This is a genomic window from Lysinibacillus sp. NPDC096382, from assembly GCF_044762845.1.
Lineage (GTDB): Bacteria > Bacillota > Bacilli > Bacillales_A > Planococcaceae > Lysinibacillus.
The window spans coordinates 84,441-108,737 of the sequence record NZ_JBIWFC010000002.1; the positions used below are offsets into that span (position 1 = coordinate 84,441).

Annotated in this window: 22 protein-coding genes; 18 read left to right on the top strand and 4 right to left on the bottom strand. The window is 38.0% G+C overall.

Translation table 11 applies throughout. The features are described 5' to 3' along the window. Window positions 1-106: 106 nt before the first annotated feature. Complete coding sequence (locus tag ACIQZA_RS04205) at window positions 107-490, bottom strand: hypothetical protein (protein WP_400938629.1); 384 nt, start codon at window positions 488-490, stop codon at window positions 107-109. Between the two features lie 282 nt (window positions 491-772). Here ACIQZA_RS04205 and ACIQZA_RS04210 point away from each other — a divergent pair, with 282 nt between their 5' ends. Then, window positions 773-1,753 (top strand): diaminopimelate dehydrogenase, encoded by a 981-nt coding sequence (locus tag ACIQZA_RS04210; RefSeq protein WP_402880627.1) that lies wholly within the window; start codon window positions 773-775, stop codon window positions 1,751-1,753. Between the two features lie 560 nt (window positions 1,754-2,313). Here the strand turns inward: ACIQZA_RS04210 and ACIQZA_RS04215 are convergent. Then, window positions 2,314-2,862 carry a GNAT family N-acetyltransferase gene (locus ACIQZA_RS04215; protein ID WP_400938624.1) on the bottom strand — a complete coding sequence of 183 codons (549 nt, stop codon included), beginning with the start codon at window positions 2,860-2,862 and terminating at the stop codon, window positions 2,314-2,316. A 337-nt stretch (window positions 2,863-3,199) separates the two neighbouring features. Between ACIQZA_RS04215 and ACIQZA_RS04220 the strand changes: the two genes are divergently transcribed. Both ACIQZA_RS04220 and ACIQZA_RS04225 read left to right on the top strand, forming a co-directional pair. Further along, window positions 3,200-3,703 carry a GrpB family protein gene (locus tag ACIQZA_RS04220; protein WP_400938621.1) on the top strand — a complete coding sequence of 168 codons (504 nt, stop codon included), beginning with the start codon at window positions 3,200-3,202 and terminating at the stop codon, window positions 3,701-3,703. Window positions 3,704-4,183: 480 nt separating this feature from the next. After that, a complete protein-coding gene (locus tag ACIQZA_RS04225) occupies window positions 4,184-7,372 on the top strand; it encodes a BTAD domain-containing putative transcriptional regulator (RefSeq protein WP_402880625.1) in 3,189 nt (1,062 codons plus the stop codon). A gap of 32 nt (window positions 7,373-7,404) precedes the next feature. Here ACIQZA_RS04225 and ACIQZA_RS04230 read toward each other — a convergent pair whose 3' ends face one another. Continuing rightward, a complete protein-coding gene (locus ACIQZA_RS04230) occupies window positions 7,405-7,734 on the bottom strand; it encodes a hypothetical protein (protein ID WP_400938615.1) in 330 nt (109 codons plus the stop codon). A gap of 76 nt (window positions 7,735-7,810) precedes the next feature. On the opposite strand from ACIQZA_RS04230, the gene ACIQZA_RS04235 reads away from it, so the two are divergent. From ACIQZA_RS04235 to panF, 15 genes are all read left to right on the top strand, one after another. Further along, window positions 7,811-8,629: an alpha/beta fold hydrolase gene (locus tag ACIQZA_RS04235; RefSeq protein WP_400938612.1), complete on the top strand. Its 819-nt coding sequence runs from the start codon at window positions 7,811-7,813 to the stop codon at window positions 8,627-8,629. Between the two features lie 460 nt (window positions 8,630-9,089). Next, complete coding sequence (locus tag ACIQZA_RS04240) at window positions 9,090-10,316, top strand: substrate-binding domain-containing protein (RefSeq protein WP_402880623.1); 1,227 nt, start codon at window positions 9,090-9,092, stop codon at window positions 10,314-10,316. A gap of 91 nt (window positions 10,317-10,407) precedes the next feature. Next, window positions 10,408-11,175, top strand: a complete 768-nt coding sequence (locus tag ACIQZA_RS04245) for an ABC transporter ATP-binding protein (protein ID WP_402880621.1) — start codon at window positions 10,408-10,410, stop codon at window positions 11,173-11,175. Then, on the top strand, window positions 11,159-11,866 hold the full coding sequence (locus ACIQZA_RS04250; RefSeq protein WP_402880620.1) for an ABC transporter ATP-binding protein: 708 nt from the start codon (window positions 11,159-11,161) through the stop codon (window positions 11,864-11,866). The genes ACIQZA_RS04245 and ACIQZA_RS04250 overlap by 17 nt, the downstream gene beginning before the upstream one ends. A gap of 16 nt (window positions 11,867-11,882) precedes the next feature. After that, window positions 11,883-12,755 carry a branched-chain amino acid ABC transporter permease gene (locus tag ACIQZA_RS04255; RefSeq protein WP_400938600.1) on the top strand — a complete coding sequence of 291 codons (873 nt, stop codon included), beginning with the start codon at window positions 11,883-11,885 and terminating at the stop codon, window positions 12,753-12,755. A 2-nt stretch (window positions 12,756-12,757) separates the two neighbouring features. Beyond that, complete coding sequence (locus ACIQZA_RS04260) at window positions 12,758-13,771, top strand: branched-chain amino acid ABC transporter permease (protein ID WP_400938673.1); 1,014 nt, start codon at window positions 12,758-12,760, stop codon at window positions 13,769-13,771. Continuing rightward, the gene (locus ACIQZA_RS04265) at window positions 13,768-14,772 is read left to right on the top strand and encodes a 3-oxoacyl-ACP synthase (RefSeq protein WP_400938598.1); all 1,005 of its coding nucleotides are present in this window, start codon (window positions 13,768-13,770) and stop codon (window positions 14,770-14,772) included. The genes ACIQZA_RS04260 and ACIQZA_RS04265 overlap by 4 nt, the downstream gene beginning before the upstream one ends. A 12-nt stretch (window positions 14,773-14,784) precedes the next feature. After that, window positions 14,785-15,696, top strand: coding sequence for an intracellular short-chain-length polyhydroxyalkanoate depolymerase (gene phaZ / locus ACIQZA_RS04270; RefSeq protein ID WP_400938595.1), 912 nt, complete (start codon window positions 14,785-14,787; stop codon window positions 15,694-15,696). Further along, window positions 15,680-16,411 (top strand): 3-oxoacyl-ACP reductase FabG, encoded by a 732-nt coding sequence (fabG, locus tag ACIQZA_RS04275; protein WP_400938593.1) that lies wholly within the window; start codon window positions 15,680-15,682, stop codon window positions 16,409-16,411. Before phaZ ends, fabG begins: the two co-directional genes overlap by 17 nt. A gap of 16 nt (window positions 16,412-16,427) precedes the next feature. Beyond that, window positions 16,428-17,894 (top strand): class I adenylate-forming enzyme family protein, encoded by a 1,467-nt coding sequence (locus tag ACIQZA_RS04280; RefSeq protein ID WP_400938590.1) that lies wholly within the window; start codon window positions 16,428-16,430, stop codon window positions 17,892-17,894. Between the two features lie 270 nt (window positions 17,895-18,164). Beyond that, window positions 18,165-18,530, top strand: coding sequence for a hypothetical protein (locus ACIQZA_RS04285; protein ID WP_400938587.1), 366 nt, complete (start codon window positions 18,165-18,167; stop codon window positions 18,528-18,530). Between the two features lie 374 nt (window positions 18,531-18,904). Then, window positions 18,905-20,599: a methyl-accepting chemotaxis protein gene (locus tag ACIQZA_RS04290; protein ID WP_402880617.1), complete on the top strand. Its 1,695-nt coding sequence runs from the start codon at window positions 18,905-18,907 to the stop codon at window positions 20,597-20,599. 255 nt (window positions 20,600-20,854) lie between these two features. After that, entirely contained in the window at window positions 20,855-21,121 is a 267-nt protein-coding gene (locus ACIQZA_RS04295) for a GyrI-like domain-containing protein (protein ID WP_400938582.1), read from the top strand. Window positions 21,122-21,336: 215 nt separating this feature from the next. Continuing rightward, window positions 21,337-21,600 carry a YhdT family protein gene (locus ACIQZA_RS04300; protein WP_142510426.1) on the top strand — a complete coding sequence of 88 codons (264 nt, stop codon included), beginning with the start codon at window positions 21,337-21,339 and terminating at the stop codon, window positions 21,598-21,600. Then, entirely contained in the window at window positions 21,600-23,045 is a 1,446-nt protein-coding gene (panF, locus tag ACIQZA_RS04305) for a sodium/pantothenate symporter (RefSeq protein WP_402880615.1), read from the top strand. The genes ACIQZA_RS04300 and panF overlap by 1 nt, the downstream gene beginning before the upstream one ends. Window positions 23,046-23,460: 415 nt before the next feature. On the opposite strand, the gene ACIQZA_RS04310 is transcribed toward panF, so the two are convergent. Beyond that, entirely contained in the window at window positions 23,461-24,243 is a 783-nt protein-coding gene (locus tag ACIQZA_RS04310) for a TSUP family transporter (RefSeq protein WP_402880613.1), read from the bottom strand. Window positions 24,244-24,297 lie beyond the last annotated feature (54 nt).

Below are 24,297 nucleotides of genomic sequence, written 5' to 3' on the forward strand. Positions count from 1 at the left end.
AATTAGTTTTCTTGTATAGTTAGATGTAATTTCAGAAGCAAGGAGTGAATTTTATGCTTCACCAATAACAGTTCACTCACAAAACTTCAAGGACAAGCTTTAACCTTTATGTACGGTAATACCTAGAAAAGAAGGGCGGAAAGACTGAAGCCTCAATCTTATGCTGAAGAAATAAAGAATATAATAAGGTTAATTCAGTCCTTGTCTTATTATATTCACTTTTCTTAATCAGCCATCGTGCAATCTCCTTTCCGCTATGGTAAAAGTTAGCCTCATTGGCTCTTTGGTTTTGTATGGAGATATTTAGGGTTTCTTCTATAACGCCAAAAGGTATAACCCTTAAACATTGGTGTGTGTTCGGTGGAATCTTTGTGTGCCTTACCTCAGTTTCGATATAAGCTGTATTAGATTTTTGTGCATTTTGGAATGGATGAGTAAGTAATTCTCCTTGTTCCATTGTTGTGCTTGGTGAATAACAATTACCTTTCATTCAACATGCCCCCTTTGTCGTTAGTGTTATTGTACAAGACATACGGTCGGAATAGTCTCAATTTACAAGGCTTTAACGAAAACTTAAAGGTTAGTCGTTAGATTTGTAAAATGTAACCGTATTCATGCCATTAACGAATAGAAATCATAGAAAACTTGTATAATTTCAAGAGAAAAACACGTACTCGAACTATTGTGAATTTTCCTAACAAAACGTATTATTGTAATTAGATTTAACGTGAAAAGTTTCACAGAGTCACGTAATCGTGAGGAGGAATTTTTAATGGGTGCAATTCGAGTAGGTATTGTAGGTTATGGAAATTTAGGGCGCGGAGTAGAGTATGCTATCTCGCAAAATCCAGATATGGAATTAGTAGCGATATTTACACGTCGCGATCCTTCAACTGTAAACATCGCAAGTAATGCAAGTGTATATTTAGTAGATGATGCTGAAAAATTCCAAAATGACATTGATGTAATGATTTTATGTGGTGGCTCAGCTACAGATTTACCAGAGCAAGGACCACATTTTGCACAATGGTTTAATACAATTGATAGCTTTGATACACATGCGAAAATTCCTGAGTTTTTCGATGCAGTCGATGCAGTAGCTCAAAAATCTGGAAAAGTATCAGTCATTTCAGTTGGCTGGGATCCGGGTTTATTCTCATTAAATCGTATACTTGGGGAGACAGTTCTACCAGTGGGCACAACTTATACTTTCTGGGGAGATGGATTAAGTCAAGGACACTCAGATGCTATTCGTCGTATCGAAGGTGTTAACAATGCTGTACAATACACAATACCAATTAAAGAGGCTGTAGACCGTGTTCGCAATGGCGAAAATCCTGAGCTGACAACGCGTGAAAAACATGCACGTGAATGCTGGGTTGTTCTTGAGGCAGGTGCAGATGCTGCAAAAGTTGAGCAAGAAATCGTGACGATGTCGAATTATTTTGATGAGTATGACACTACAGTAAACTTTATTTCTGAAGAGGAATTTAAAGCAAACCACACTGGCATGCCACACGGTGGATTCGTAATTCGTAGTGGTGAAAGCGGCGCTAACGACAAACAAATTCTTGAATTCTCATTAAAGCTTGAGAGCAATCCAAACTTCACGTCTAGTGTTCTAGTAGCTTTTGCACGTGCAGCTTATCGCTTAAACGAAGCAGGAGACAAAGGTGCAAAAACAGTATTCGATATCCCATTCGGTCTGTTATCATCAAAATCAGCTGCTGAATTACGTAAAGAACTTTTATAATAATCAAAAATATCCACTGAAAGAAGTTAAAGCCTCCGGCGGATGTACAACTGCTGAAAAGTAAATTAAACTTGCATTCATCTCACAACTTTTAGAGAGGTGAGACTAAGGCTGAAAGAGGTTTAACTATCTATTAAGAGGCTGGGACATAACTAAATGGTTCTTTCATAAAGCCGAATAATCTCTAAATTAACAAAATACGATAACTAGAAAAACCGAACTATTCCGAAACACTTCATAAGAGTTTCATTGGATAGTTCGGTATTTTTGTTGACTGAAACACATTTGTCCTTTGTAAGTGAACGCATCGCTCCAAATATGTAAGGCAGATTTTTACACTAACCGTTCGGGTGCATACATATAAACCATCGCTCTAACGGTTGTATAAGGAAAATTATATTCACGTTTTTGAAAGTTGAATCCTTGATTTTCGTAGGCTAACAGTTCCCTTACTTACCGGAAATCTGTTTTTTCCTTAACTTTTTATATTAGAAGTATGACTTTTTCTTCTTATGAGAGTGTGTACGAGAAACAGCATCATTCTTGTCTACTTTATAAGCTTACTTTGCGTTTATAAAGTAAACTAGATGATCAGTCCATTTGTCGTCCTCGTATATGAATCCTTTCCTCGTGCATTCATAAACCATTCCAACACCTTCTGCTAACTTTATAGATGCTATATTATCAAGGTTTATGTGAGCTTCTATTCGATGATACTTTAATTTTTCAAACGCTAGAGCAATGGCTGCTTTTACAGATTCTTTACCATAACCTTGTCTCCAAAAGTGGTTATGAATTGTATATCCGAACCTGGCCCATTGAAATTCTTCCCTCATAATTGTCGAAAAGTCTATAAAGCCAATATGAGTATTGTCTACTTTTCTAAACACTCCAAATACATATACTTTGTCATCCTTAGCCATCTGATGATGTTTAGTAACTAAATCACGAAACCATTCTTTCGTACAGATGCTCATATCTAATTTACCTTCATCGTATTTATGTTGAGAAGGTAAACGATTTTCATATTGGGTAAGCCAAGTAGCATAATCACTTTCTTCTATTAATCGAATAACTAATCTTTCTGTTTCAGTTCTTATCTTATTCAATCGAACACCTCATCTATTCTATTCTTATATAGTATATTCGATATATGGAATTTATCTCCTTCTAATCAATTATGCCTCGGTAATAAATGCAACACTATATTGATGCACGACTCTTCCTGGAATATAGAAGTTAAACGGCTGAAATGCACTACAAAAAATTACTGTAAATCTTGCGAAGAATCCAGATGAAATATTTCGTGTTGGCGATAAGGTAAAAGTGGGCTATGATGGTAAAATAAAGGATAAAGTGCCAATTGGAATTGCTACACTTTCTTTAGAATTAATTTAGTAGTTGTACAATGTAACGTTGTTGCTTTGTAATTGGGGGGAGTTTTATATGGAAAAAGTAAATTTTTTTAATAGTGAACTATTTCATGAAAATGCTGAGAAAACTTTTTTAATACACAAAAATAAAATAACAGAATTACTACCAGAGGCTGATATCCAGCATGTTGGTAGTTCAGCAATTCCGAATAGCCTTACTAAAGGTGATTTAGACATCCAAGTACGTGTTAGTGCTGAACAATTTTCGAATGCAGTAGAACTTCTATCTAATTTATATGAAAGTAATGATGGAAGTGTCAAAACAGATACATTTAGGGCATTTAAAGATGATACAACTAAACCTCCTTTAGGAGTTCAATTAACTGTAATTGATTCTGAATTTGATTTCTTTTGGAAGTTTAGAGAAGTTTTATTGGCAAATAATAAATATCGAGATGCATATGATAAATTGAAGAAAGAATATGAAGCCAAATCAATGGATGCCTATAGGGAAGCTAAAGATATCTTTTTCCAAAGACTCATGGAAACCTCTGAGTTTAAGAAATATGATAAATAATCTTTGTGCTGAATTTTACCATTCGTCGATGGTAAAGAAACTTGAAAAAGATAGTAGTAAAATCAATTTGATAAACAAGGAGTATAAAACGGTAACTCCTCTCGTAATTTGTTTCAGCAACAATTACGATACGTGAGTTTTCTCATAAAATTATTAGATTTTAAAAGTTCAACCTCAAGTTACGGTGATGAACTATAACGCATAAAAAGTTTAGGATGCGTTTATAAGTATGCCATATATATTAGTTGATTGGAGTGGAGACTGGGTGACTACTTGAGGATTAGCGTCACAGATGAGACCCGGCTCATCCGACGCCCAAGGAAGCTTTTCTTTGCGCGAAAGCGAAGCGTCAGCACCAAAGCGCCCAGTCGGAACTGAAATCAACCCCACGTTATGATGATGAGTCTATAATTTAATAGATTTTAAGCTTTGAAGACTTGAAACCTTACATAACCAGTTGAATGGGGAGGTTATCACCAAATGACTACAGACATTATTATTCAATCAAAGTGTATTCCACCGAGTCCTTACAATCATTGTATTAGTAGAGCTATATTAATGAAAACATTGAAAAAAAGCCTAAACCATTCTTGCACACTAATTCATAGTGGAGCAGGGTATGGCAAAACAACCATGCTTACACAATTTCTACATGCACAATCAAGCAATTTTTCCTGGTATAGTGTGTCGGAGGAAGATGATAATATATTGCCGTTTTTAAGACATTTATTTTTTAGTATCACACGTATTGTTCCGAGCTTTGGTCAAGAATTTGATGCATGGAATCAATTATCCCGTTTTCCGAAAATAGAGGAACTTAATCGTTGGTTTAAGCTATTTGTCAATAGTTTATGTGAAATCCAAATGCCGATTTTAATTGTCATTGACGACTACCATCTTGTTGATCATGAATTTCATATTAATTATGTGATGGAAAAGATAATTGAGTTTTCACCACCGAATATTCATTTTATCATCGCCTCTAGAACGTTGCCGAATTGGGATATTATGAGAAGATTAAAGCTACAAAAAAAATTACTCGTTATTTCAGAAGGTGAATTAGTGTTTTCTTCAGAGGAAATCGCTGTTTTTTTCGAGGAATATGTAGCAGTGCATTTAACAGCAGAAGAAATAACTAAGGTTTTAGAAATTACAGAAGGTTGGGCAATTAGTATTTCTTTATTAGCTGAGCAATGGAACAATGAATCCTTAGAGCATTGGCTAAATGTCTCTACTAATGATCTATTCACCTATTTATCGGAGGAAGTTTATGTTAAGATGTCAGCATTCGAACAAGAGACCATACTAAAGCTGGCGATTTTCCCCACATTTTCTGAGGAGTTTATTGCAAAATTTTATGGTTCGGAAATAGCAGAGGCGTTAAAACTGTTTGTACAGCGACATTTATTTATTCAACCGATCACAACGGATGGTCTATATCGTTTTCATGCATTGTTCATTCGCTTTTTAGAGCTAAAATGGCGACAAAATGCTTCACAATATATTGCATTACATAAACAAGCAGCATTGTATTATGTAAAAGAGAACAATATACAAGCTGTTCTTCATCATGCATTTAAAACGAATGATCAGGATTTTTGTGGTGAATTATTACAAAATCATGCTGAAAGTCTAGTTCGTGCAGGGCAATTTGAGTGGCTATTAGAAAAAATAAATCGATTTACAGCTGATAAAAAATCGAAATATTACAAATTATTTTATTTTGAAGGTGAGTGCCACCGCTATCGTGCTTATTATGAAAGAGCGAAGCAGTCCTATGAACATTGTGCAAGCATCGCGAAAAATAAAAATGATTATCTCTTTATGACGAAATCGCAAGCAGGTTTAGCACATATTTATCTCGATACAATCCAGCCAGCATTGGCAGAGCCATATTTGAAAAAGGCATTAGAGCTAGCGAATCATACACCGTTAAATGAAGAGGAACTTCTCGAATTGCAACGTCAATATGCAGAAAATTTGGTGAATTTAGGAAAGGCTAAAGGTGCACAAATTTTTATAGGTGAGGTTGCTTTGACGGAGGATGTGCTACAAAGAGTAAATGTCGATGTTCGAATATTGTTAAGAACAGGGCAGCTACTAGAAGCAAAGGAATTGCTGACGCGGCGGTTGGAATTACCGCCACAGCTTGTCGCGACACATAGAGAGAGTGAGCTGTTGGCATCATTTGTCTATGCGTTATTAGGGTTGGGGAAGGATGCATGGTATGCCGCTCAGCATGGGATTCGTAGGGGATTACGGGAAAAATCGGTTTTTATTGAGGCTGTTGGTTATATTCGCAAAGCACATGCTTTACTATTAATAGATTTTCCGGACTATCAAGGAGCCTGCAATGCTTATGAAAAAGCCCTTACATTGTTGAATACCATTAATATTTCTCGCGTAAAGGCCGAACCGTACATGGGACTAGCAATTGTCAAACATGCACAAGGAGATATTGTTTCTGCTAAAAAATATGTAGCACTTGGATTACGGGAAACGGAGCAAGTTCAAGATGCATGGATGACCGCTCTTATATTAATCGCCGAGGTTAAAATTATTATTTCACAACAGGAATTTGAACAAGCGCGGCAATTATTAAAAAAGGCACAGCGACTATTCCACGACTGTGGCGATCAAAATGGTGAGATGCATGTACTATTCTTTCAATCTGTCATTGCCTTCAAAGAAAATAATCTTCAACAATTCAATCATTATTTTCAGCAGTTCGCCCAGTTATGCATCAATAATGGCTATGACTACTTTTTACAAAGGAAGACCATTCTCGGTCCACTAAATCGGATGATTTTTTATGAGCTTCTACAATTTAGTAGAAAATGTGATGGAGAAAATACCGCTATTTTGGCAATGCGTAACTATTTTCAAGTAGAGGACAATATCGTTTATCCGCATGAGGAAGTGCGGGTGAATTTATTAGGAAGTTTGAATTTAATAAGAGAGCATCGAAAGCTTGAAGATAAAGAGTGGCAGCGCGATAAATCGAAGGAGCTCTTCGTCTATTTATATTGTCATCGCCACCGTTTTGCACCAAAGGAAGAGATGGCACAGGCATTATGGCCAGAGCGGAATGTTGATTCACTAGATCGGGATTTCAAAGTTGTATTGAATACGTTATTAAAAGTTCTTGAGCCAAGTAGAAATGCGCGTCAGGACAGCTTTTTTATTCAGCGTAAAAATAATATGTACCAATTGCAGCAAATTCAAATTCTGCAAATTGATGTCGAACGCTTTCATTACTTTTATGAATTAGGGATGGAGGAGTTCGATCCGCAATTGTCAAACGAATGGCTGCAACTTGCTGAAACAAGCTATACGGATGCACTTTATGCTGAAAAAAAACAATTAGATTGGCTTATACAGGATCGTGAAAAGTTACAGTCATTATATATTGAAGTATTAGAAAGATTAGCACAAAATGCGACGAGACAACAAAATTATAAGCAAGCTATTTTTTATGCAGAAAGAATGATTCGTGAAGATCCATTATGGGAAGAAGGGTATAGGTTGTTGATGTATAGTTACTATCAATTACAAAACCGCTCCCTTGCTTTAAAATGGTATGAAAAATGTGTGCAGCAATTAAAAAATGAACTAAATACAACACCGATGGAATCGACGATGGTTGTTTATGATTTAATAATGGGCTAGTACGAATTAGGGAACTGGTTATTTTCAGGGCATTACCGAGACTTGGCGTTATTTCCGTTCGACTGGGCGCCTCCCTTTCGCGCAGAGCAAGCTTCCCGGGATCGTCCGATGGTCCGCTTGGGGCAACAGATGTTTTTTGCGCGAAAGCGAAGCGGCAGCGGCAGAATGTTTTTTGCGCGAAAGCGAAGCGGCAGCAGCAGGATGTTTTTTGCGCGAAAGCGAAGCGGCAGCAGCAGGATGTTTTTTGCGTGAAAGCGAAGCGACAGGATGTTGGTCACGAAGGCATTATTACAGGATGTGATGGTTTTAGCCTTCGGTTCACTATTGCTAATCTCCAAGGAGTCGCCCAGTCTCCACTCCAATCAACCGATCCCTATAAGAATAAACCGAACAACTTTTGATGACCATTTTATTTATTAAAATATTGGAGGAACTACTATGTCATTTTGTAAGGTAAGTAAGGCGAATATTTACTATGAAATAATAGGGGCCGGAACACCAATCGTTATGCTCCATGGATATTCGCCAGACCATAGACTAATGAAGGGATGTATGGAGCCTGTTTTTGCAGAAAGGGAGGGCTGGAAACGAATCTATATTGACCTTCCAGGGATGGGCAAAACGACAGACTACGAAAAGATCGATAATTCAGATGAAATGCTAGAGGCCGTAGTAGAACTAATTCACTCATTAATACCAAATGAACGTTATTTATTGGTAGGAGAATCTTATGGTGGATATTTAGTGCGAGGAATCTTGAGGGAGTATCATGAACAAATTTTAGGAGCTGGGTTTATTTGTCCACTGATTATTCCTAATAAACAAAGTCGAACAGTACCAGTACAAAGTATTGTTTCGGTGGATAAAGAATTTTTATCGACATTAACGAGAGAGGAACTAGAGGATTTTAGCTCACATCTTGTTGTTTTAGATGACTATAATTGTCATCGCTATACAAATGAAGTGTTAGCAGGTCAAAAAAACGCAGATGTAGAATTTTTAGAAAAAATCCAAGAAAGCTATAGTTTTTCTTTTCCTGTAGATGAAATTTCATTTGATAAACCTTGCTTATTTTTGATGGGTAAACAGGATTCCATGGTTGGCTATAAGGACGCTTTTGCCATTTTAGATAAATTCCCAAGAGCAGCCTTCACAATTTTAGATAAGGCCGGGCATAACTTGCAAATTGAACAAGCGGAATTGTTTACGAGCCTAATGAGTGAATGGTTGGATCGGGTAGAAGAATTTAATAATTAATCTTTTGGGCTAACTATAAGGATTCACCAAATTAGGTGAGTCCTTTTTATGTGCGCTCAGAAAACTGTGAATTTCTGAAAGATTCCGATAAATCAATAAAACATTCCGATAAAATCAGAAATTGTTCCGATAAAAAACAATTTTATTCCGATAAATCTCACTTTGCTTCAAAAAAGGGCTGCAGCTAAGATTTGCTCCACTTTCGTCAGGTTGCTACTGAAAAAGCGTAGAGTACATAAATGTCGATATATTTTAAAAGTTGGGTGATAAATTGATAAAGTTGGTCGATAAACAATCAAAATTTCTCGATAAATCTTAAAAATGTTTCGATAAACCTTCATCCCCGGAAAAAACACACTTTCGCGACACTTGTAACTAATTTGTAACTGAAGTTTTATATAGTGTTTTCATAGCAACGAAAGCGCTTTCTATTTTAGTTCATGATGAAAGGGGTTTTGGGATGAAGAAGCATTGGTTATTTGTGCTTTTATTGATGCTGACGATGTTGATGGTGGCTTGTAATTCAGAGGAATCGAAGGATAAAGCTTCAGAAGACGATACAAAGGGGACTGCTGGGGGAGGGGGCACTATTAAAATTGGTGTGCTTGCGTCATTGACGGGTGCCCTTGAGTCGTATGGGAAACAAACAAAGAATGGCTTTGAATTAGGGATTGATTATGCTACAGGAGGCACGATGGAAGTTAACGGTAAGAAAATAGAAATTGTCTATGAAGATACAGAAACAAAGCCTGAGGTTGCGGTACAAAAAGCGACAAAGCTATTAGAAGATGACAAGGTTGATTTCTTAGTAGGTTCCTCTAGCTCAGGTGATACGCTTGCCGTTCTACCCCTAGCGGAAGAATACCAAAAGATTATGGTGGTGGAGCCTGCAGTAGCGGATAGCATTACGGGCTCAGAATTTAATAAGTATATTTTCCGTACAGGTCGAAATTCTTCCCAAGATGCTTATGCAGCGGCGGCAGCGATTGCAGGAAAGGGTGTTAAGATTGCAACATTTGCGCCGGATTATTCTTTTGGCTGGGATGGGGTGAAGGCATTTAAGACTGCTGCGGAAAAGCTAGGCGCAGAAATTGTTTTAGAGGAATATGCAGATCCAGCAGCAACTGACTTTACGTCCAACTTGCAAAAAGTAATTGATAAAAAACCAGATTATTTATTTGTTGTATGGGCAGGTGCAAACTCACCGTGGAATCAAATTGCAGATTTGAAAATTCAAGAAAAGGGCATAAAAATTTCAACGGGTGCACCAGATATTATTGCATTAAAGTTTATGAATCCGTTAATTGGTATGGAAGGGTTCTCCGTTTATTATCATACGTTACCACAAAATGATATAAATAAATGGTTAGTTGAGGAACATAAAAAACGCTTCAATGAAGTTCCGGATTTATTTACGCCAGGAGGCATGTCTGCAGCCATCTCAATTGTAGATGCGCTGAAAAAATCAGATGGTGATACGGATGCAGAAAAACTTATCGGCATTATGGAAGGGATGTCATTTGAAACGCCTAAAGGAAAGATGACTTTCCGAAAAGAAGACCATCAAGCATTACAGTCGATGTATTCTATCCGTCTGGAAAAACAAGATAGTGTAGATTATCCGGTGCCAGTGCTAATTCGTGAGCTTAGCCCTGAAGAAACGGCACCTCCAATTATGAATAAGTGAAATTACGAGACAGATCTTTTTCTGTCTCTCTTCACCCACTTTCAAATGAGAATGGGTGAAGAGAGATAGAAGTACTTGAAAGGAGAATACGATGGAACCTATTTTACGAACAGAAAACTTAAGCATTCGTTTTGGTGGACACACAGCTGTCGACCAGGTGAATTTTAATATGCCGGAAAAACATTTGAAATCAATTATTGGACCAAATGGAGCTGGAAAAACAACCTTCTTTAATTTGCTTAGTGGAGAATTAAAGCCGACAGCCGGGGATGTCTATTTTAAGGGACAATCGCTTGCGCAAAAATCAGCTATTGAAAGAACGCGAATGGGGCTAGGGCGCTCTTTTCAAATTACGAATGTTTTCCCAAACTTAACCGTTTTAGAAAATGTCCGTTTAGCTGTGCAATCCAAGGAGAAAATTCGTTATCAATTGTTGCGCCATTATAAAAGTTATAAGGCGATTACAGAAAAAGCGGAGGAACTATTATCACTCGTCTTGCTTGACAATAAAAGAGATGCCCTTACGACAATGCTGTCCCATGGGGAAAAGAGAAAGCTTGAGATTGCTATGCTGTTAGCACTTGATACGGAAATCCTTTTACTTGATGAACCAACGGCAGGCATGTCCTTAGAGGAGGTTCCAACGATTTTAGAGGTGATTCGCACTATTAAAAATCAAGGCGATAAAACCATTCTCCTCATTGAGCACAAGATGGATATGATTCTAGATTTGTCGGACTCGATTATGGTGCTATTTAACGGCCAGCTTCTTGCGGATGGAACACCAGGGGACATCATGAAAAATGAAACCGTACAAAATGCATATTTAGGAGGTTTGTACGATGAACACCTTACTTAAATTAAATAATGTCCACACATATATCGGTCAATATCATATTTTGCAAGGGGTCAATTTTGAGGCAAAGGAGGGGCAGGTAAGTGTATTGCTCGGCAGAAATGGTGCGGGCAAAACGACCACCTTAAAAACGATTATGGGCTTAACACCTGCTTCAAAGGGCGAGGTGGAATTTCACTTACATTCTATTAAAAAAAGTCCGACCTATAAAGTTGCAAAATTAGGAATAGGCTATGTACCAGAAAACCAAGGGATTTTTGCAGACTTAACAGTTGAGGAAAATATGAAAGTGGCCATGCGTAAAGAAGATACGGCTACTTTAGAGCGACAAAATTATGTGCTGGAGTTGTTTCCTGATTTGAAGAAATTTTGGAAGAAGGCGGGCGGACATCTATCAGGTGGTCAAAAACAAATGCTGTCCATGGCACGGGCATTTATCAATGATAGTAAGTTAATGTTGATTGATGAGCCTTCTAAAGGACTAGCGCCGATAGTGGTAGAGAAAGTGATGGAGGCCATCGTTGAAATGAAAAAGCAAACGTCCATCGTTCTTGTTGAGCAAAACTTTATAATGGCGAGCCGAATTGGTGATACGTATACGTTGATCGATGATGGTAGAACAGTTCACTCGGGCAACATGCAGGATCTTATCCATCATGAAGAATTAAAAAGAAAATATCTTGGAATCGGATAAAAGGTGGTGTACTTTATTGGAGCTATTCGTCAATTTACTCATTAATGGCCTGGCAACTGGCATGTTAATTTTTTTACTGGCGGCGGGTCTGACGTTAATTTTTGGATTAATGGATGTTTTGAACTTTGCTCATGGTGGTTTATTTGTTTGGGGGGCTTATGCTGGCATATTTACGTATATGTTCACTGAGAGCTTTCTAATTGGCGTTGTAGGTGCCATCGTAACAGGCGCTTTGCTCGGTCTCATTACTGAAAAATTAATTATAAAACCTGTGTATGGCAATCATATTCAGCAAATTTTAATTACATTAGGGCTAATGCTTGTGCTACAGGAGTTGATTAAAGTTGTTTTTGGTCCAAATGGTGTGGCAGTAAAAACACCGAGCTACTTAACAGGTAGCTGGGAAATTGGAGACGTTATTATTATAAAATATCGATTATTTATTATTGTAGTAGGTTTTATCATTTTCAGTATTTTCCAATACATGTTAAAGGAAACGAAAATTGGGTTAATTGTTCGAGCGGGTGTACAGGATAAAGAAATGGCACAAGCACTCGGCATTCATATAAAGCGGGTATTTTTATATGTTTTTATGGTTGGTGCGGCACTCGCAGCACTTAGTGGCATGTTAATGGCTCCGTATTCAGGTGTCATCTATGCGGAAATGGGCATGGAGTACGCGATTTTAGGTTTTATCGTTGTCGTAATCGGAGGAATGGGCAGTTTTTCAGGCTCGCTATTGGCAGCAATATTAGTCGGTTTAGCAGGTAGCTTTATGGCTTATTATGTGCCAGTGCTATCGCTTGCGGTCAATATGATTTTAATGGCCATTGTTTTAATTTTCCGTCCACAAGGTTTATTTGCTATGAGAAAGGAGAGATCGACATGACAATGAGGCTATCATTGCAGCATCTATGCTTTTTCCTCCTATTAGCGATTTTAGTACTTCTCCCTTTCGTTAATGATTCAAGGACGCTCCTCATTTTATTAACGCAAATCTTTATTTTCGGTATTTTAGCGATGAGCTATGACATTCTCCTTGGCTATACGGGTATTGTGTCGTTCGGGCATGCGATGTTTTTTGGTTTAGGTGCCTACACAACGGCTGTTATGCTGAAACAAATGGAGCCAACACTTGCAACATTTTTATTATCGATCGTAGTCGGCATGTTGCTAGCAGGGTTTATTAGTTTCTTAGTAGGATTACTGACACTTCGATTAAAAAGTCATTTCTTTGCGATGCTGACATTATCTTTTTCGGGACTATTTTTAGTAGTGGCAGAAAAATGGCGTTCTGTTACATACGGAAATGATGGTTTTACGTTTAGAGCACCCGAAATGTTTAGAGATCGAATGACGTTTTATTTCATCGTGCTAGCATGCTTAGTCATTATTTTTATTGCGCTAAATCGTTTCGTTAACTCGCCAACTGGTCGAATTTTAATTGCTGTTCGAGAAAATGAACAACGAACAAAATCATTAGGCTATAACACCTTGTACTATAAAGTGATTGCATCAGTTGTTGCAGGAACCGTTGCAAGTTTAGCAGGCTCCTTATATGCTGTGTCACTACGATTTGTCAATACGAGTGTGATGACAATGGACATTACGCTAGATGCATTATTAATGACGATTATTGGCGGTGTGGGCACATTAGTTGGACCATTACTAGGATCGGCTGTTATTGAATATGCCCAGCATGCACTTTCGGGGTTAGCTCGTGATTATCCAATATTTGAACGTTGGATTATCTTCTTTGGAATTCTTTATATTTTAGCTGTTATCTTTTTCCCAAAAGGAATTATTGGATCACTGCGCCTGATGTTTTGGAAATGGCGATTAAAGCATAAGGAAATAAACCAAACATCGGTTGTCCCGTCGCAGGAGAAGGAGCGATTTGAATGACAGTAGGCATTGTAAGCACAGGAATCTATATTCCACAAACGAAAATGACCTCTAAAGAGATTGCGAGGCTTTCCAATATTCCAGAGGATATTATTCGACAAAAAATGGGCATCTATGAAAAGCCTATTCCCGGTGAGCAAGATCATACGGTTCAAATGGGGATATGGGCAGCGCAGGACGCTATACGCAAAGCTCATATCGACCCAAAAGATATTGATGTTGTGATTTATATGGGAGAGGAGCATAAGGAGTATCCCTTGTGGACTGCCTCTATAAAAATGCAGGAGGAGCTAGGGGCCGTAAATGCTTGGGCATTCGATGTGCAATTAAGATGTGGCACGACCATTATGGCGCTAAAACTAGCGAAAAGCTTAATGGCGTCGGATGATTCCATTCAGACTATCCTCTTAGCTGGTGGCTATCGAAATGTTGATTTTATCGATTACAGCAATCCTCGAACACGCTTTATGTACAATTTAGCGGCTGGTGGTGGCGCTATCCTGTTACAAAAAAACTATGACAAAAATCATTTGTTAGAGGCGGATATTATGACGGATGGCTCGTTCTCAGAGGATGTAGTCGTGCCTGTCGGTGGTACAAAAAAACCTTTAACGCCTTCTGATTTAGAAAATAATTTGTATCAGCTCGATGTAATCGATCCGATTGGGATGAAGGAGCGCTTAGAGCAAAAATCTTTAAGTAATTTTTTAAAGGTAATTCGAAAATCCTTGGCGAAAAGTGGATTAAATGAGGGGGATATTCGTTATTTAGCGATGCTTCACATGAAAAAATCAGCTCATGACTATATTTTATCTGAACTCGGCTTGCAGCAGGAGCAATCCATATATTTACGAGAGTATGGTCATATTGGACAGATTGACCAAATAGTATCATTGCAGCTGGCGTTAGATGAAGGACGTATCCATGATGGAGACATCGTCACACTTGTTAGTGCAGGTATTGGTTATGTCTGGGGAGCTATTACGATTCGATGGGGATAAGGGGGAAATGCGATGTTAAAAACTGTTCAGCTATCTAATGGAGAAACGATTGCTTATCGTAAACGTCAAGGGGGAGAACGAGTTTTATTACTTATTCATGGCAATATGACATCCTCCAAGCATTGGGACGTTCTAATCGATGCGTTGGATGAAAAATATACAATTTATGCGCTGGATTTACGAGGTTTTGGTGGTTCATCTTATCATAAACCAATTTCTGCGATTAAAGATTTTAGCGATGATGTGAAGCTTTTTGTGGACGCCATTCAATTGAAACAGTTTGACATGATTGGCTGGTCAACGGGCGGGGCTGTATGTATGCAGTTTGTCGCACAGTATCCAGGCTATTGTCAGCAGCTTATTTTACTAGCTTCGGCATCTACGAGAGGCTACCCATTTTACACGGATTTAGGTACTGGCAATCAAGCTGCATTAAAAAGGGCATTTACCTATGAAGAAGTACTCGTCGATACATTTAAAACAAAATTAGTACAAGGCTTCTATGATTCGAAAAATGTGCAAGGCTTACAGTCGGTCTGGAACGCACTTATATACACTCATAATCAGCCTAGCCCGGAACACTATCAGACATATGTGGAGGATATGTTGACGCAACGAAATTTAGCTGAAGTTTATCATGCATTAAATGTCTTCAATATAAGTGCTGTTAATCATGAGGTCGCCAAAGGCACTCATGAGGTTCAACAGATTACCATTCCAGTTTTAGTGTTAAGAGGGGATCGTGATTATGTCATAACAGAAGGAATGAATGAAGAAACAATGCTCGATTTAGGCGCGAATGCACATTTCGTCAGTTTAAAAGACTGCGGTCACTCCCCATTAATTGATGATTTACCACAGCTTACAACTGAAATTGAAGCATTTTTAGAAATTGGAGGAAAAAATTATGCGTTTAAACAATAAAGTTGCCATTATTACAGGAGCAGCGAACGGGATAGGCTATGCTGCTGCTGAACGATTTATTGAAGAGGGTGCATTCGTTGTCATTGCAGATTTTAATGAAGAAGCGGGTACTTCAGCTGCCCAGCAATTAGGTGACCAGGCATTATTTGTGCAAGTAAATGTTGCAGATAGAGAAAGCGTCAAGAAGCTAGTGGCAACGGTTATAGGGCATACAGGCCGAGTTGATATTTTAGTGAATAATGCAGGTATTACTCATGATGCGATGTTAACAAAAATGACGGAAGATCAGTTTCAACAGGTGCTTGATGTGAATTTGACTGGAGTATTTCAGTGTACACAAGAAGTAATTCCACATATGATTGCTGCCGGTGGGGGAAAAATTATTAATACATCCTCTGTTAGCGGTGTCTATGGCAATGTTGGCCAAACAAATTACGCTGCCACAAAGGCGGCTATTGTTGGCATGACCAAAACATGGGCGAAGGAATTGGGGCGCAAAGGCATCAACGTGAATGCGGTTGCACCTGGCTTTACAGAAACAGATATGGTGAAAAAAATGCCAGAAAATGTGCTAGCACAAATGCGCTCCATCGTACCACTGCAAAGATTAGGAACACCTAGAGATATTGCCAATGCTTATTTATTTTTAGCATCTGATGAGGCTTCCTATGTCCACGGTCACACGCTTCATGTGGATGGAGCAATTATGATGTGATAAGGAGGCTTTCAAGATGTTTGTAGAGCAATCCTGGATTTTAAAACGTGCATTTCTAACACCTAAACGTCTAGCATTGGTGAACTTAGAAACTAAGGAACAGTGGACTTATCAGCAATTAACAGAGGAAATCACAAAATGGAGTCATTTTTTTGAGCGCCAAAACTTGCAAGCAGGGAGTCGTGTAGCCGTATTTGCGAAAAATCATATTCAGCTTTTTGCTGTCTTATTCGCCTGCGGATTAAGAGGCCTTATCTACGTGCCATTGAATTGGCGTATGAGTACGAAGGAATTAACTGATATTTTGACGGATGCTACGCCTTCTTTACTGCTTTACGATGAAGAAATGAATTGCCCTGTATCTTTCGAAAACATGCATTCCCTTCGTTTAGTTAATGAAGGAGCTACTCTAACCATTCGAGCAGTAGACCTTAATGACCCTTGGTTAATGATTTATACAGGGGGCACAACTGGTAAGGCGAAGGGTGTTGTCCTATCCTTTAATTCTGTAAATTGGAATGCTATAAATACAATTATTAGCTGGGGCTTGAGTGATAGTGATTGTACGTTAAATTATATGCCGTTGTTCCATACAGGAGGTTTGAATGCCTTATGTATACCGCTGCTAATGGCTGGCGGTACAGTTGTTATTGGTGATAAGTTTGAGGCAGAAAAAGCTCTTAAGGCGATTAATCAGTACAAGACAACGATTTCGCTTTTTGTGCCAACAATGTACCAAGCGATGATTGCAGAGGATTACTTTAAGAACAGTAGCTTCCCTTCAGTGAAAGTTTTTTTATCAGGGGGCGCACCATGCCCGTACCCAATATATGACGCATTTTTTAAGAAGGGACTATTTTTTAAAGAAGGCTATGGTTTAACAGAGGCGGGGCCCAATAATTTTTATATTTCACGGGAGGCCGCTTATTTAAAAAAAGGTGCTGTGGGGAAGAGCATGCAATTCAATGAAGCTAAAATTATCAATAGTGCAGGAGAAAGCTGTGCGCCAAACGTAGTCGGAGAGCTATTAGTTAGAGGAAAGCATATGTTTCGCTTTTACTGGAATAATCGGCAGGAGACTGAAAAAATCATTCAAGATGGGTGGTTAAAAACTGGCGATTTAGCACTGATGGATGATGATGGTGATTTTTACATTGTCGGTCGCAGTAAAGAGATGATTATTTCTGGTGGAGAAAATGTTTATCCCCAGGAGGTAGAGCAATGCATTTTACGCCATCAGCTAGTGCAAGAGGTTGCGGTGATTGGAATGGTTGATGATTATTGGGGAGAAATCGTGGTGGCCGTTATCGTTTGCCAGGATAAGCAAGATACTATATTAGAAGAAATCAAAGAAATCTGTAGTAAGTATTTAGGTCGCTACAAAATTCCAAAAAAAATTATGTTCATCGATGAATTGCCAAAAACAAGTGTTGGAAAGATCGATAAAAAAGTATTACAAATGTATGTGAAAGCCGCGAATTAAGCCATTTCGCCTTGGAGAAGAAAAATATTTACTGAATAAAGATAAAAAACGCTTGGATATCCAGGCGTTTTTTGCTGCTAATAAGCAACTTCTTTTTAAAATCATCCTTATCCAAGTAAGGACTAATATCCCTTAAAGACGAGGATAAACAGATAGAAGAGGCTTTCACTTTGTAGTTATGTTAAAATATTGCGAGTGAAATCGGGTTTTTTACGATTTTATCAAGTATCAAGGAATAGAATTCGGAAACGAAGAAAGGGCAGTACTAAAATGGAAAACGTATCAAATGTAGAAAAATTGGAATCAATAAAATCGTTACAATCGACAATCAATAAACTCGAAAATGCCTTATCCCAGATGATTCAGAAAGGCGCAAATACTACCTTAGTAAAGAAACGACTCAAAGCTGTTTGCATTGGATTAGCAATACTAGAAAACGTTTGGCATCAAAGCCCCCATCATTACACCCAGGAAGAATTAGCAGATGCTCGCAATGTTCTTACTGGTTTATTTCCATCAATTGAGAAAGTATATGTTAAGTCAAAGGCTGGTAGTCCCCAAAGAACGCTTTTAGAAAGAAGAATTAAAGCGTTGGAACTAGCTGTTCTAGCGATTGATGAACTTTCCAATAAATAACTTATTCGACGGCCACTTTTCTAGATATATGAAGAATAATTTAAACTCCCCCCTAAAATGAAATATTTATTTACTAGTGAGGGTTGGTGACAGTGGAGACTGGACTTCTCCTTGAGGATTAGCGTCACAAAGGAGAACTTTCAGCAAAGTGAAGCGGCTCATCGTACCCCCTCAAGAATGCGCACAGTCGGAACAAAATCAACCTCACATTGTAAATTTACCGTCTTTCCTACACTCGAAACACCCTATAATGATTAAAAATGTTAATTTATCGATAATATATTGAAATTATTTACATAATAATGTTTAATAAACTTGGCTTATTTTTTATACATAATATTCCTAATAAATATGAGAAAGGAGAGAAAAATTTATTGCGTACTTTTAAAATTAGTACAAAATTTAATTTGCTTTTAGTGGGAGTCATCCTATTTTTAAGCGTTATGATTGGATTTGTTTCTCATATACAAGTAAAACAAATTATGCGTAACAATTTTGAACAGAGCATAACCCATATTTCAAAGGTTGGTTATATGCTGCTAGAGGAACGATTTAAGGGAGATTGGGCTATACAAGATGGGGATCTTTACAAAGGGGATACAAAAATCGTTAATCAGGAAGCCTTTGTAGATGAGGTAGGAGAAAGCATCGATGGCGGTGTAACCATTTTTCAAGGTTCAAAAGGACTGATCACCAACCTAAAGCTAAATGGAGAACGTTTAGTGGGCAAAGATGCTGATCCAAAAGTCGTTGAAAATGTCATGAATAAAGGGGAAACCTTTATAGGTGAAGCTGATGTAGTAGGAACGAAATATTTAACACTCTATGCACCGATTAAAGATGCAAATGGAGACATCATTGGCATGTGGTTTGTCGGTGAAACAATAGATGGGGTTAAAACAATTATTTTTGCATTTATCGGTAAGCTTCTCATTGTATTGTTCATCGGAGCAATCATAGCTATATTAGGTAGCTTCCTTTCCACAAGAGCATTTGTGAAACCGCTTCGTGAAATAAACAATCAACTACGAGATATTGCGGATGGAGAAGGAGATTTAACAAAACAGTTACAAATTAATTCCAAGGATGAAGCAGGGGAGCTAGCGCAATCTTTTAACAAAATGCTGACAAGTTTAAAAGTATTAATGCAACAAATAGCACAATCGTCTAAACAGGTTGATGTATCTTCTGATGGCTTAACGACTAAATCGCAGCAAACAGCAGATATGACGAGACAGCTAACGTCAACATTAGAAGATATAGCGGATGGTTCAAAAACTACATTACAAAGCACAAGTGATAGCCTAACTGCCATGCAGGAAATGGCGATAGGCATCCAACAAGTTGCAAAAACCGCTTCAACTGTTTCAGATGCTGCTGATTTAATGAGTGATGAGGCTGCACAAGGCAATGATTCTTTGAATCGTGTATTGCATCAAATGTCAATTATTAATGAATCATCTGGCAATGTAGAGGCACAGGTCCGTATATTAGGTGATCAGTCACAGCAAATTGGCAATATCGTTGATGTGATTACAAGCATCGCCGATCAAACGAATTTGCTGGCCTTAAATGCAGCTATTGAAGCGGCTCGTGCTGGTGAACAAGGAAAAGGCTTTGCTGTCGTTGCTGATGAAGTTCGCAAATTAGCAGAACAATCAAAGGAATCTGCTGACCAAATAGCAACACTTATTCATTCAATTCAAAATGATACAGCCAATGTAATTTCGGCTATTTCTAGTAACTCGAAGGAAGCTGCGTCAGGTATGGATGTTGTAGATGATACAAAACTGGCCTTCCACAAGATTATGCAGTCAATTAAAGGGGTTAGTACGCAGTTACATGACATCTCTGCCGTGACGGAGCAAATGTCCGCAAGTGTTGAAGAAGTTACTGCCTCAACAGAAGCAATGGCACGCATTGCGAGCAAGGCAACCGAAAGTACGGAGCACGTTACGCTAACAGCGAAGGAGCAATTAACTTTCATAGACAATATGGCCTCTTCAGCCAAAGAGATGGCACAACAGGCAGACGAGCTTCAAAGCTTATTAAAAAAATTTCAATATTAAGGAATGTTGAAAAACGCTTGGATATCAGGCGTTTTTCAATTTTTATAGGAAAAAGAGGAATATTTATTTTTATTGTAGAAAATGTAAAATAATTGTATGTGGGGGAATTGAAATGACAGAATTCACATTGCAGCGCAAAGAGATAAAGAAATTGAGGAGTTAAAGCTAGTAGGTTTTCGGGTTTTATGTCCAGCTGATCAATAGATAATCGAAATTCCTAAAACATCCTTGCAGTTAAAAAAACGAATTGGCGAAATGAAACATGTAGAAAATTCTTCACAGCAAGTTGGTGCTTTTGTCGTAGATCATGATTTTGAAGATGAAGATGGTTACTGGGTTTGTGTTGAAGTGAAAAAGTACGAACATATTCCAGATGATACGGTAACTCTAACAATCCCATCTCAAAATTATGCCGCTTTAAGACATAAAGGGGCCAATTATAAAATAATGGAACCTATAAAAACCTACATATATGGATTGAAGAGAATAAATATCAAAGACTTAAAAATAAATGGCATCTAGAAATATTTCATAGCTGGGAAATAGCGAAAATATAGATGTTGAGCTATTAGATACTAGTGAATAAAAACAATCTAATGTTAAACACGAAATAAGGGGAAAATCTCTATTAATCGTTATTTTAAAAAATAGCTTGAGCTATTGATATTTATTTTTTCACAAAGGTTCCCATAATACGAACATATCAGTAAAATAGAGTAGGTTAGGGGGACTATATTTTGAAAGATCAACGCTTTAAAATTGCGCATCGAGAGGCGCTTATCGGTATCGGGCTTGTTATCGTTAACTTTGCGATTTGGTTTGGCTTTGCCTATGGTCTAGGCTCTGGTGATCCAACAAGCTATACGTATGTATTCGGTTTCCCTGCATGGTTTTTCTATAGCTGTATTGCAGGGACAGGTTTTATGATTATGTTAATCTGGGTCGTCATGAAACTCTTTTTCAAAGAGGTACCATTTGACGATGAGGAGGTGGATCAATAATGCATTGGCAAGTTATTTTTCCACTGCTATTATTTCTAGTCATCATTTTTGGTATTGGGATCTGGTCAAATAAGTATGTACGCTCTTCCAATTCATTTTTACAGGAATACTTCCTCGGTGGTCGTGAAATGGGAGGCTTTATCCTCGCTATGACAATGATTGCTACGTACGGTAGTGCAAGTAGCTTTATTGGTGGTCCAGGCGTTGCATACACGAAAGGGCTTGGCTGGGTATTGCTGGCGATGGCGCAGCTTCCTGCAGGTTATTTCGTCTTAATGATTTTAGGGAAGAAATTTGCTATTATCGCAAGACGGTATCAAGCCATCACGTTAATAGATTTTTTACGAGAACGCTATAAGAGTCATGCTATTGTTATCCTATCGGCCATTAGTATTATCATCTTTTTATTTTCCGCAATGATGGCCCAATGGGTAGGTGGTGCTCGATTAATAGAATCATTAACTGGCTTAAACTATACAACTGCACTCTTTATATTTGCGATTTCGGTATTAGTGTATGTGATTATTGGGGGCTTCCGTGCTGTTGCACTAACGGATACGGTGCAAGGCTCTATTATGGTTATCGGAACCATTATTTTATTAATTGGGACAATCATCGCTGGTGGAGGAATCGATAATATTATGGCCTCACTTGTCGCTGAGAATCCGAATCTTGTGTCTCCATTTGGAGCAGAAGGTGAGTTAACGCCATTATACGTATCTACATTTTGGATTTTGATTGGTGTTGGAGTTGTGGGACTTCCACAAATCGCAGTTCGTGCTATGAGCTATAAAGATTCTAAAAGTATGCATTTAGCTATTATCATTGGCACTATTGCCATTGGGACAATAATGTTTGGGATGCATCTAATCGGTGTTTTTGCACGACCAGTGATACCGGGTATTGAAATTGGTGATAAAGTTATGCCAATGCTAACATTAAAAGTTTTACCACCATTTTTAGCTGGCATTGTTTTAGCAGCACCGATGGCAGCAACGATGTCTACAGTCAACGCGTTACTTATGCTTGTAAGCTCCACAGTAGTGAAAGATATTTACTTAAATTATATAAAACCTACAGCGAATGATACGGAAATTAAGCGTGCAAGTTTTATTGTTACGACAGTGATCGGTTTAGCCGTTGTCGTTTTTGCACTAAATCCACCAGATTTATTAGTATGGCTAAATTTATTCGCTTTTGGCGGACTTGAGGCAGTCTTTATTTGGACCGTCGTATTAGGACTATATTGGAAAAAAGCCAATAAGTATGGTGCTATAGCGTCAATGATTTCGGGTATGATCCTTTATATAATCATTGATCGTTTTTATCCTTCTGTCTTTGGTATGCATACCGTGACAATTCCAATCGTCGCTTCCTTAGTGATATTTATTATTGTTAGCTTATTAACAAGTCATAAATTTAAAAATGAAAAGTTGTATATTTAAATTAGAAAACGCCGTAGTGATAAAATATCTACGGCGTTTTATATTGCAGACAATAAGCGATGGATAGAATGTTCGTAATGATGGATAGACTGTCCAAAATCGTGGATAGAACATTCGAAATCGCGGATAGAATCTCTGAATTGATGGATAGAAAGTTCGAAGTGACGGAAAGCCTTTTCAGAGCGACGAATAGCTCCTCCAAATGATGGATAGAATCACCGAGTCGTTGATAGAACCTCCAAAATCGTGGATAGAATTTCTGGATGGATAGAAAGTTCAAAGTGACGGAAAGCCTCTCCTGAGCGACGAATAGAATCCCGAAAATCGCCGATAGACCCTCCGAAATGACAAAAAGCCTCTTCAAATTAAAGAAACAGAACGCCAAAGATTGTCGACAAGTTAAGACACCGTAGAGCTAGATATCTACGGCGTTTTTTATGTAATCATAAGCATTTTTAGTTAACAAAGTAATCGTTACGATAATAAATAATACGCGGACAAAGCCGCTACCTTTTTTAATCGCCATACGTGAGCCTACAAATGCACCGGCAATTTGAGCGATACCCATTAGTAAACCATAGACATAATGAATCTGACCTAAGTAGGCGAACATTAAAAGGCCGGCAAAATTACTTGCTAAGTTTAAAAATTTCGCGTTTCCTGCTGCCTTTAAGAAATCGAAGCCGACTAATAAAAAGCTAAAGATTAAAAATGAGCCAGTTCCTGGACCAAGAAACCCATCATAAAACCCAATTGTAAATAACAACAGCATGAATAGGACTAAGTGCGTAAACTTTAAATTTTTGACTGCAGCTACAGAACCCCAATCTTTTTTAAAGATTGTATAGACTGCAACAGCAGCAAGCATTATGAGCATAAGTGGTTTTAGTAATTCAGGATTAATTAAATGAACTGTCCATGCACCAAAAAGTGATCCCACAAAGGCTAGGGGAAAGTATTTAATAACCGAACGAATTTCTAGCTGACCAGATCGATAAAAAGAAAGGGTTGATGTTAAAGAACCCATGGTGCCGGCAAGTTTATTAGTGGCTACTGCCGCTGCTGGATTTAAACCAGCAAACATAAGGGCAGGTAACGCAATTAAGCCACCACCTCCAACGACTGCATCCACAAAGGCGGCTAAAAATCCAAAAGATATTAATAATATGACTACATTTACATCTACTTCAAATAGCATGTTTACACCTCTTTTGATAGTTACTACTGAAATAGTAACTAAATTTCACAGGGC

Bases quoted from the DNA above. Each gene is read 5' to 3' on its own strand.
- ACIQZA_RS04205 (WP_400938629.1), bottom strand. From the start codon at position 490: ATGAAAGGTAATTGTTATTCACCAAGCACAACAATGGAACAAGGAGAA.
- ACIQZA_RS04210 (WP_402880627.1), top strand. From the start codon at position 773: ATGGGTGCAATTCGAGTAGGTATTGTAGGTTATGGAAATTTAGGGCGC.
- ACIQZA_RS04220 (WP_400938621.1), top strand. From the start codon at position 3,200: ATGGAAAAAGTAAATTTTTTTAATAGTGAACTATTTCATGAAAATGCT.
- ACIQZA_RS04225 (WP_402880625.1), top strand. From the start codon at position 4,184: ATGACTACAGACATTATTATTCAATCAAAGTGTATTCCACCGAGTCCT.
- ACIQZA_RS04235 (WP_400938612.1), top strand. From the start codon at position 7,811: ATGTCATTTTGTAAGGTAAGTAAGGCGAATATTTACTATGAAATAATA.
- ACIQZA_RS04240 (WP_402880623.1), top strand. From the start codon at position 9,090: ATGAAGAAGCATTGGTTATTTGTGCTTTTATTGATGCTGACGATGTTG.
- ACIQZA_RS04245 (WP_402880621.1), top strand. From the start codon at position 10,408: ATGGAACCTATTTTACGAACAGAAAACTTAAGCATTCGTTTTGGTGGA.
- ACIQZA_RS04250 (WP_402880620.1), top strand. From the start codon at position 11,159: ATGAACACCTTACTTAAATTAAATAATGTCCACACATATATCGGTCAA.
- ACIQZA_RS04260 (WP_400938673.1), top strand. From the start codon at position 12,758: ATGAGGCTATCATTGCAGCATCTATGCTTTTTCCTCCTATTAGCGATT.
- ACIQZA_RS04265 (WP_400938598.1), top strand. From the start codon at position 13,768: ATGACAGTAGGCATTGTAAGCACAGGAATCTATATTCCACAAACGAAA.
- phaZ (WP_400938595.1), top strand. From the start codon at position 14,785: ATGTTAAAAACTGTTCAGCTATCTAATGGAGAAACGATTGCTTATCGT.
- fabG (WP_400938593.1), top strand. From the start codon at position 15,680: ATGCGTTTAAACAATAAAGTTGCCATTATTACAGGAGCAGCGAACGGG.
- ACIQZA_RS04280 (WP_400938590.1), top strand. From the start codon at position 16,428: ATGTTTGTAGAGCAATCCTGGATTTTAAAACGTGCATTTCTAACACCT.
- ACIQZA_RS04285 (WP_400938587.1), top strand. From the start codon at position 18,165: ATGGAAAACGTATCAAATGTAGAAAAATTGGAATCAATAAAATCGTTA.
- ACIQZA_RS04295 (WP_400938582.1), top strand. From the start codon at position 20,855: ATGAAACATGTAGAAAATTCTTCACAGCAAGTTGGTGCTTTTGTCGTA.
- panF (WP_402880615.1), top strand. From the start codon at position 21,600: ATGCATTGGCAAGTTATTTTTCCACTGCTATTATTTCTAGTCATCATT.
- ACIQZA_RS04310 (WP_402880613.1), bottom strand. From the start codon at position 24,243: ATGCTATTTGAAGTAGATGTAAATGTAGTCATATTATTAATATCTTTT.